The 7,527-nt window shown below is 65.2% G+C and carries 6 protein-coding genes; 3 read left to right on the plus strand and 3 right to left on the minus strand.

The window, feature by feature from the left end:
- The first annotated feature begins 108 nt into the window (after positions 1–108).
- Entirely contained in the window at positions 109–231 is a 123-nt protein-coding gene (locus AB0F68_RS34915; RefSeq protein ID WP_357346119.1) for a hypothetical protein, read from the plus strand.
- A gap of 550 nt (positions 232–781) precedes the next feature.
- On the opposite strand, the gene AB0F68_RS34920 is transcribed toward AB0F68_RS34915, so the two are convergent.
- The gene (locus AB0F68_RS34920) at positions 782–952 is read right to left on the minus strand and encodes a hypothetical protein (RefSeq protein WP_357346121.1); all 171 of its coding nucleotides are present in this window, start codon (positions 950–952) and stop codon (positions 782–784) included.
- A gap of 98 nt (positions 953–1,050) precedes the next feature.
- On the minus strand, positions 1,051–1,896 hold the full coding sequence (locus AB0F68_RS34925) for an NYN domain-containing protein (protein WP_357346122.1): 846 nt from the start codon (positions 1,894–1,896) through the stop codon (positions 1,051–1,053).
- A gap of 137 nt (positions 1,897–2,033) precedes the next feature.
- Between AB0F68_RS34925 and AB0F68_RS34930 the strand changes: the two genes are divergently transcribed.
- Entirely contained in the window at positions 2,034–6,593 is a 4,560-nt protein-coding gene (locus AB0F68_RS34930) for an ATP-binding protein (protein WP_357346125.1), read from the plus strand.
- Positions 6,594–6,651: 58 nt separating this feature from the next.
- On the opposite strand, the gene AB0F68_RS34935 is transcribed toward AB0F68_RS34930, so the two are convergent.
- Positions 6,652–7,089: a transposase gene (locus AB0F68_RS34935; RefSeq protein WP_357346127.1), complete on the minus strand. Its 438-nt coding sequence runs from the start codon at positions 7,087–7,089 to the stop codon at positions 6,652–6,654.
- A 69-nt stretch (positions 7,090–7,158) separates the two neighbouring features.
- Between AB0F68_RS34935 and AB0F68_RS34940 the strand changes: the two genes are divergently transcribed.
- Positions 7,159–7,527, plus strand: a 369-nt coding sequence (locus tag AB0F68_RS34940; RefSeq protein WP_357346129.1) for a transposase, incomplete at its 3' end; no start/stop codon positions are given.

A 7,527-nucleotide genomic window follows, 5' to 3' on the forward strand; every position in this document is an offset into this window, starting at 1 on the left:
AGGATCATCAGACGGTGGCCGGCTTCCGTCTCCACGACACGCCGAGCCCACAAAGGACTATCTCGCCCGCCGAGACGCCAGGGTTAAAGAACAAGCTAAGGGGGCCGCGTGACGATCAGCGAGGACCTGCCCGAGATGCGGCGGAGGGCGATCCGGATCGCCGGGGGCTACATGGGGCCGGACCTGGCCGAGGCATACGGGGCGCGAACGTGGAGCCCTCTCGAAGGCTGATCTTGTCGCAAAGACCTGTCTACCGATGGCTCCACGCCCATATCCACCACTGCCCGCTATGGACGCAATGCCCGTGTCGCCCCGATCGGCGCCCCGATCCTTGTAGAGATCACCCCAGTATCTCTATGCCCGGCAAGCCTCTGATCAGGCATTTTCCTTGGTGGTCTCGGTTGCTCGCAGTTCGTTCTCGCCGAAGAAATGGCAGGCTAATGGCACAAGATCGGTCCCGGACTCGACTCGCGGATGTGTTCAGTCAGCTGAGGAGGATAGGGGTGTACCGCCGTGCCGACGCCAGGAGTTGGCCGTCTCGCTGCCGGCCCTCGCGATCGAGTTGACGGCCCTCGCGACCGAGTTGACGGCCCTCGCGGCCGTGGTCACGGCCGTCGCGACCGAGTCGATGGCGCTTGAGCAGTCGCCGGCCGCCTCGCGCCAGGCCTTATGTACCGCAGGGTCCTGCAGAACGCGGAGTGCCAGGTTCCCGAGGGTGATGACCGTGGCTGCGTCGAGCACCGGCCGAGCAGTGTTGATGTGAGTCATGGTGGACCTTTCTTCAGACGAGTAGCCGAGCCTGGTTAGTCGGCTTGAGCGAACGAGAATCGACCTTGGTGTACCCGCCGGACTCGTTGCTGGAGTCGGACTTCTGGTGGAGCCGAGCAGAGCTGACGCCGCCAAAGTCCGATCCGGACGTGCCGGAGTTTCCGCAGTAGTTGTTCTTGGCCATATCTTCACCTCGTTCTGTGCTCGTGGCGGGATGACAGCCAGGGCGAAGTCGCCCGGCGGTTCCAGGGGACGCGTGCCGGGTGGGCTCGGTCTTGGCGATCAGGCCGCGGCGGGCAGATAGTGGACGTGCTGGCTGCTGAGACGCGCGGTGCTCCTGTTCGGCGTGACATTGTCCGGCTTGGGCGTGCGGGGCTCGAGCCGGATCAGGGTGTGGGTGTCTGCGGCGGCAGCCAGTTCGCGCGAGAGCACTGAGCGCTGCCCGGGGTGCTCGGCCGTCACGACCTGGACGCTGAGGCCGGCCCGCTTCGCCCGCCGGGTGAGATCGGCGAACGCGTGGTCGCCAGAAATGATTACCAGTTCGTCGTACTCGGGTGCCACGCGACGGAGGTCGATCGCGGCCAGGAGTGCACGATCGGCCCCGTCAGGGGCGTCGGCCCCAACGACCCACTTGACGTTCGCGCCATGGATCGCGGCGCGGTACTTGCGGACGACGAAGCGGCTGGCGCCGACCACGACGTGGTCGTGCGGAGCGATGCCCGGGGCTTGCAGCTTCAGGATGTTCCAGAGAGCGGCGACCTCTTCGCAGGTGGCCTTCGCGCCGCGGGTCGCGTTCTCGATGTCGAGCAACACGTAGCGGCGCTTGCGTGAGGTCGGCGACGCGGTGAAGGCCTCGGTCGGTTCGATTGCGCCACCAACATTGATCGGCTGGCGCGCGTAGGTCTTCTCCAGGTGGTACCCGCGGCAGTCGGGGCACGCGAACGTGCTGCTCTCGAACTGGTGGGTGCCGCCGAGTATCGCCTTGGCGCCCTGCCGGGCCTGGTGGCGATCGCGGTAGCGCGCGAGCCCGGTGGCCTGGCACAGCGCCAGCTTGTGCCGACGAGATTCTCCGTCGCGGCGGTGCGAGCGGGTGGTGAGTTCAGAGTTGATCAGGGTGTTGTTGTTCACTGTTGTCTCCTTCGAGGAGATGCCCGGCGTGGTGATGCCGGTGTGGCGATGCCTCAAGCAAACCGCTAGGCACGCGAGGCATCACGCCGCCCCGTGCCTCGTCCTGCCTGATCGAACCCGCTGGCATGATGAATGCCATGGCGCACGAACACGGACTTCAGCTCACGAAGGACCTCTCCGATGCGCTCAGCTGGGTCCTGGGCGCCGCGCCTACAACACCCGCGCCGGTCGTTGTCCTGGCGGCGTACCTGGACTCGCTGGCGAAGGGTTACGGGCTGTCGGATAGCCCAAAGGTTGTTGATGTGGGTCCACTTGAGCGGGTCGATCCTCCAGCGTCGGCCGTGGCGCTGATCAACCACTACTTCGCAGACGGCGGTCCTTCGGTCGACGCGGACTCCCTGCGAGACCGGCTCTACTCCGTCTTCGCGGACCTCTCCCAGGACCGGCGCGCCCGCAGCATTCTCGACAAGAACCAGCCCTTGACCGATATCGGGCTGCTCTATGTGGGTCAGATCTACTGGAATCTCGAAGGCACGCCGGCACGGCCCAAGCTGCCGATCCGGGCAGGGCAGGTCGTCATTGTTGCGGGGAAGCAGGTTTATGCTGACATCAAGGCTCCGAACGCGAACAAGGACTTCGCCACATTGAAGTGGACGGCCCGCGTCAACGAGCAGGGGCCGTACAAGTCGTCAGGACAAGGGTTCCGAAAGCAGGGAGCCCGCTTGGCCGTACTGGCTGCAGAACACATCATCCAGTGCAAGCCGCAGCGCCCGCCCACCCTGGGAGCCGCAGTCCTCCAGCTCACCCCATCCGACCGTGGCGAACATAGGGTATCGTCGATCATCTGGCGTGAAGACAAACCAGGGTTGGCGACACCCGCCACGGTCGGTGCCGACCGTCAACGGCGTGGGCTCGACGCCGGGAAGCAGGGTGCGCCGGATCATCGATCGGTTGTCGAGCACAGCTTCGCTCGAATGAAGCTGGCTAGCGCGTTCGAGGGCCGCGAACCCGAGTTGGACGAGCTGGTGAAGTTCTGCACTACCGACGACGAGCATCGCTTGCTTGTCGTCGGTGAGCGCTACTCCGGCAAGTCAGCGCTGATGGCGGAGTTCTTCGTGAACGCCGAAGCCCCCGACGTCGTTCGGTTGGGCTACTTCGTGCCGCCAAATCAGCGGCAGGATGCACGATCCGAAGCGATGGTGCGCCACCTGGTCCGCCAGGCCCACCTGCTGACGACAGGCGAGGAGTTGCACATCGACTCCGGCAACCCGGGCAGGCTGAGGGAACTGCTCGCCACGTGCGTCGGCCAAGCAAGGCAGGATGGGCGTAGCGTTGTCCTGATGGTCGACGGCATCGACGAGGACGTATCGAGCCGCCTGCAGGAGCAGACGATGATGAGCGTCCTGGGCGAGCTCTCGGTACCCGGGCTCAAGGTCATCGTCTCGGCCTGGTCGGACCGGACTCCCGAGGCCGCCGCCGGCTGGCGGCAGCTGACTGTTCGACGTACCGAGTACGTCGCCGAATGCCTCAAGCAGATGGAGGCCGAACTCGAGAGTCTGTTCGACCAGGCTTTCGCCCGGGGAATTCTGCAGTACCTGACGTTCGGATTCGGCGCCTTCCAGGCCGACGAGCTGGCGCAACTCACCGGCGGCAGTGTCCGAGCCATCCGCAAGACGCTGTTCGGTTCCGAAGAGCGAGTGTTCAGCGCGGTACGCGAACCCGGCGAAGCCGACCGCTGGGCCTTCGCGCACCCCAAATACGCCGAAGTGGCGCGAGCCTTGTTCGACGAGTCCGCGGGTGCCTGGCCGGCTGGAGAACTGACGTCGGCCGCTGCCGTGTCGGCGGAGGCTGAGACCGAGGTTCGCCTTGAGGCCTGGGCAGGGTCTTTCCGAAACGCCGGGTGGCCAACCGAAACCCCCCGGTACCTGCTCACCCACTACCCGGAATCTTTGGCCGAGCGGGGCGACCTGACCAGACTTTGCCGACTCTTGTTCGACCCTGGCTACCTCCGGGCTGTCGCTGGCAGGTTCGGCCCCGCCAACCCCATCTCCTTCCTCGTTGATCAGGCACTGCCGCTGGCGCTTCGCGCTGCGCAGGCCGGCGGGTCCACGGCCAGCCTGGAGACCATTGCGAAACTGGCAACGGTCCGCATCAACTACCAGGTGACCGCAGACACCGTCCCGCTGGTCCTTCTGGAAGCTGTCGGACGCGTGGCAGGGCCGGTCGCCGCGAAACGACTCGCCACCCACATCATCGGACGCAACACCGACTCCGACCCCGGCGAGACGAGCGGCCGATCTGGCCCGTTCGAACCATTGAGCAGCTCCGCCGCCCAAACCGTCAGCGCCCTCGTTCGTGCCGGGCTGACGGACATGGCCAAGGAGTACACCCTCACACGGGATGACCCGGGGGTCCACCAGGCGTACGCCCGAGCGCTCCTCCACCAAGGCGACCAGGCTGGTGCGATCGAGGCGGCCCGCGCCTGGCAAAGCTCGATGGAGGATGCAGCCAAAGACCACCAATCCACGCTAGCTGACTTCTCCGCATTCGTGGAAAACGCGCTAGGACGCTTGGTGGAAGGCGAGGTGGAGGATGCAGCCAAAGACGACCCGCCCACGCTAGGCGCACTCTTGGAAAGCGTGCTAGCACTCCTGGCGGAAGGCGGGGACGAGACGTTCCGGGCAGAGCAACTCTCCCTAGTCGGTGTGCGCGATGACTTCCGGAACCGATCCAGATGTGTGAGGCTATTCCGAGAGGCAGGCGATCATGCCGGGGCGTCCGGACTGGCGATGCGACTTCTCGGGGAGTACCGCACCGTCGAGCACGTCGCCGGCGCTATGGCGCTGGACGTCGCTGCAGCACTTGTGTGGGGCGGTCATGTCCAGGAGGCTTGGGAACCGATTTGTACCATCCCGGAGGCTGCCGTCGAGGCGGTCACCACCCTTCGAGGCCGACCGGGCATCGCCGACCACCCTTTCTCATTTCCGGGACCGAGAGTCCTTGACTTGCTCAAAACGGTCCCAGTGCTGCCCCTCATCGAGGCCTTCCTCGCCACCGGAAACCACGCCGGCGCGCACCAGTTCCTGGCAGAGCACGTCCAGGGGAAGGAGTTCGTGCAGATTCATGCCGCGCTCATGGTGAAAGCCGGAATGCCAGACGAAGCATTCACTGCCATCGACACCCTTGACACACTTCCAGACAACACCCCCGGACTTGAGGTGTCGCGGCCCTTCATGGTCACGCAGCACAAAATCGCGCTGTTCGCCCTCCTCGCCTGTGAGCATCCCGAATCCGGAGCGGCTGCCCGAGCAGTGGACCAAATCAAGAGGCTGATTGCCGGCTCCCACCCGGAGGCCCAGCCTGTGCTGCAGAGCCAGCTTGCACTGGCGCTGATTGCAGTACGCCACGATGACGAGTTCGACTCCATCGTGGAGCGACTGGATGATCCGGGCCATGCACTTCTTCACGGAGTAAAAGCCGCGGCCCGGCGCGGCGACCTCCAGGTCGCGTTGCGTTACGTTCACCACCAGCAATGGATGAACCCACGCGCCTCCACGAAGGACCGGATACAGGCGCTTGCCCTCTTAGCGACCTGTCACTTGGAGGCCAACAACCCGCAACAGGCCCAAAGGGCACTCGCCCAAGCCCTGGCCCTCGCCGCAAGTCCGACAGTGGCGACGAGCGTACGCCGTCAGGGAATCGTGGATGCAGCCCTGGGTCGTGAGTTCGACTGGGAGCACATGCTCCGCCAAGGCCTCAAGGCCGGACTGGAAGCCGTGCGGGCCGCCGCGTACTGCCTAGAGAACCCGGCGGAACACCTCGACACGCTAGAGGCTGCAACCGTTGCCGCGATAAAGCTTTGGAAAACCTCGCGCGGAGTTGATGACCGCGATGAGGACGGCGAGAATGGCCCACCCGCAGAACTGCCGGAATCCGGTCTTGACCCGCTAGAGGCGGCCCTAGGCCGCGCGCCAGTCAGTTGGGCGGGCTGGCAGGAGGTCTTCGCGGCCCTGGCCGACGCCCTGAACAGAGCCGGCGATGAGGGGGCCGCGGCAAGAGTTGCCACCCTTGCTCTTCGCGTGGCGCTCGTGCAAAGACAGCTCGACGACCCGGGAACGCCAAGTCCCCCGATTTTGCTTGGCCGCCAGCTCATCGACCTCGTGCGTTTGGTGGGGGAACTAGAACCGGACGGGAAGCGCCAGATCCAGGAAGCCCTCGAGGACTCCTCTGAACGCCTGCGGCGGTTCTTCTCCCCTGTCGGGCCACCTCGTGAGTTATCCGCCCTGTGGGCTGCCGCGGAATCAATCTCTCGGGCGGCGATCGGCCAGCGAGACGACGCCCGCGCGCTCGTCACCGAGGCCAGCAGCGCAGTCGCGACAGCCGCGTCGACAGAGGCTCAGGATGGCGTTCTTTCGCTCTGTGTGGAGACCCTGGCGTTCTTGGGCGAGCCAGACCTGGCCGCCCCACTACTGGGCTACATCTCGGACGCCTCGGTCGCGGCCCAGGCAAATCTCTGCCTCGCCGATGGTTATCTCGACAAGGGCGACATCGCGGTTGCTTTCCAGTACGCCTCCCGTGGGCTTAGCGACTGCCCCGATCCGAGGATTCTGCGCCGTCTTGACCCAAATCTCGTCCCCAAGATCGCCGGATTCGAGGACCAACTCTGGAAAGTCAACTCCGGCCGGTCACTCGACTGACCTCAATCCTTCATGGGCTGGCCTCGATCCGTCAGAGGGGTTTGATGGCTCTTCGAAGTTAGGCGGGGTTGAGGTGTCCGCGGTGGCGACGGGTGGTGGCGGTGCGTGTGCGTACTCGCTGGTTGTCGGGGTTGCGGAAGCCGTAGGCGTCGCGGGAGACGGTTTTGATGACGCGGTTGATGCCTTCGGAGCCGGCGTTCGTGATCCCGGTGTGCAGGAACGCGTGGATCTGCGGCCACCAGGTCTCGATCGTGGTGGCGAGGCGGTGGAGTTCGGGCAGGTCAGGGCCTGCGGTACGGCCGGGCTCGTCGTAGAGGTCGACGGCGAGCAGCGGGTGTTCATCGTCGCCCATAGTGGTCGAGTCGGCGAGGAACAGGTAGGTCAGCTTGTCGTCATCGTCGGCATCGGCTTGGACCAGGGCCCACCCCGGCGTACTGATGGTCGCTGACGAAGGTCGCGTTGGGTAAGGGTCTCCGGCGATGAGGGCGGCTTTCAATGCGTCCCACGCCGCGTTATGAACCGCCCCGAGGCTGGTAGAGACCTCTTCGCTTGAGAGGATCTGACCATGCCGAAGCAGTACCCGAGAGACCTGCGAGAGCGGGCGGTGCGTCTGGTGCTGGAGCACAGGGGCGACTACGCCAGCGAGTGGGAAGCGATCGGATCGATCGCTACCAAGCTTGGGATCGAGTCGGCCGAGACGCTGCGCAAGTGGGTCCGCCAGGCCGAGGTCGACGCCGGCCAGCGCGCCGGAGTCAGCAGCGAGGAGTCGGCGGAGTTGCGCCGTCTGAAGCGAGAGAACGCGGAGCTGCGGCGGGCAAATGAGATCTTGAAGGCCGCATCCTTAGATTCAGGTGGTCAATGCAACGGTGCTGGTAGATGGGTGACTTGTGGCGCGAATGGGTCGGCCTGGCATGTCGGAGGCGATGAAAGAGGA

It is taken from the genome of Micromonospora sp. NPDC023966 (assembly GCF_040639095.1).
Classification (GTDB): Bacteria; Actinomycetota; Actinomycetes; order Mycobacteriales; family Micromonosporaceae; genus Micromonospora.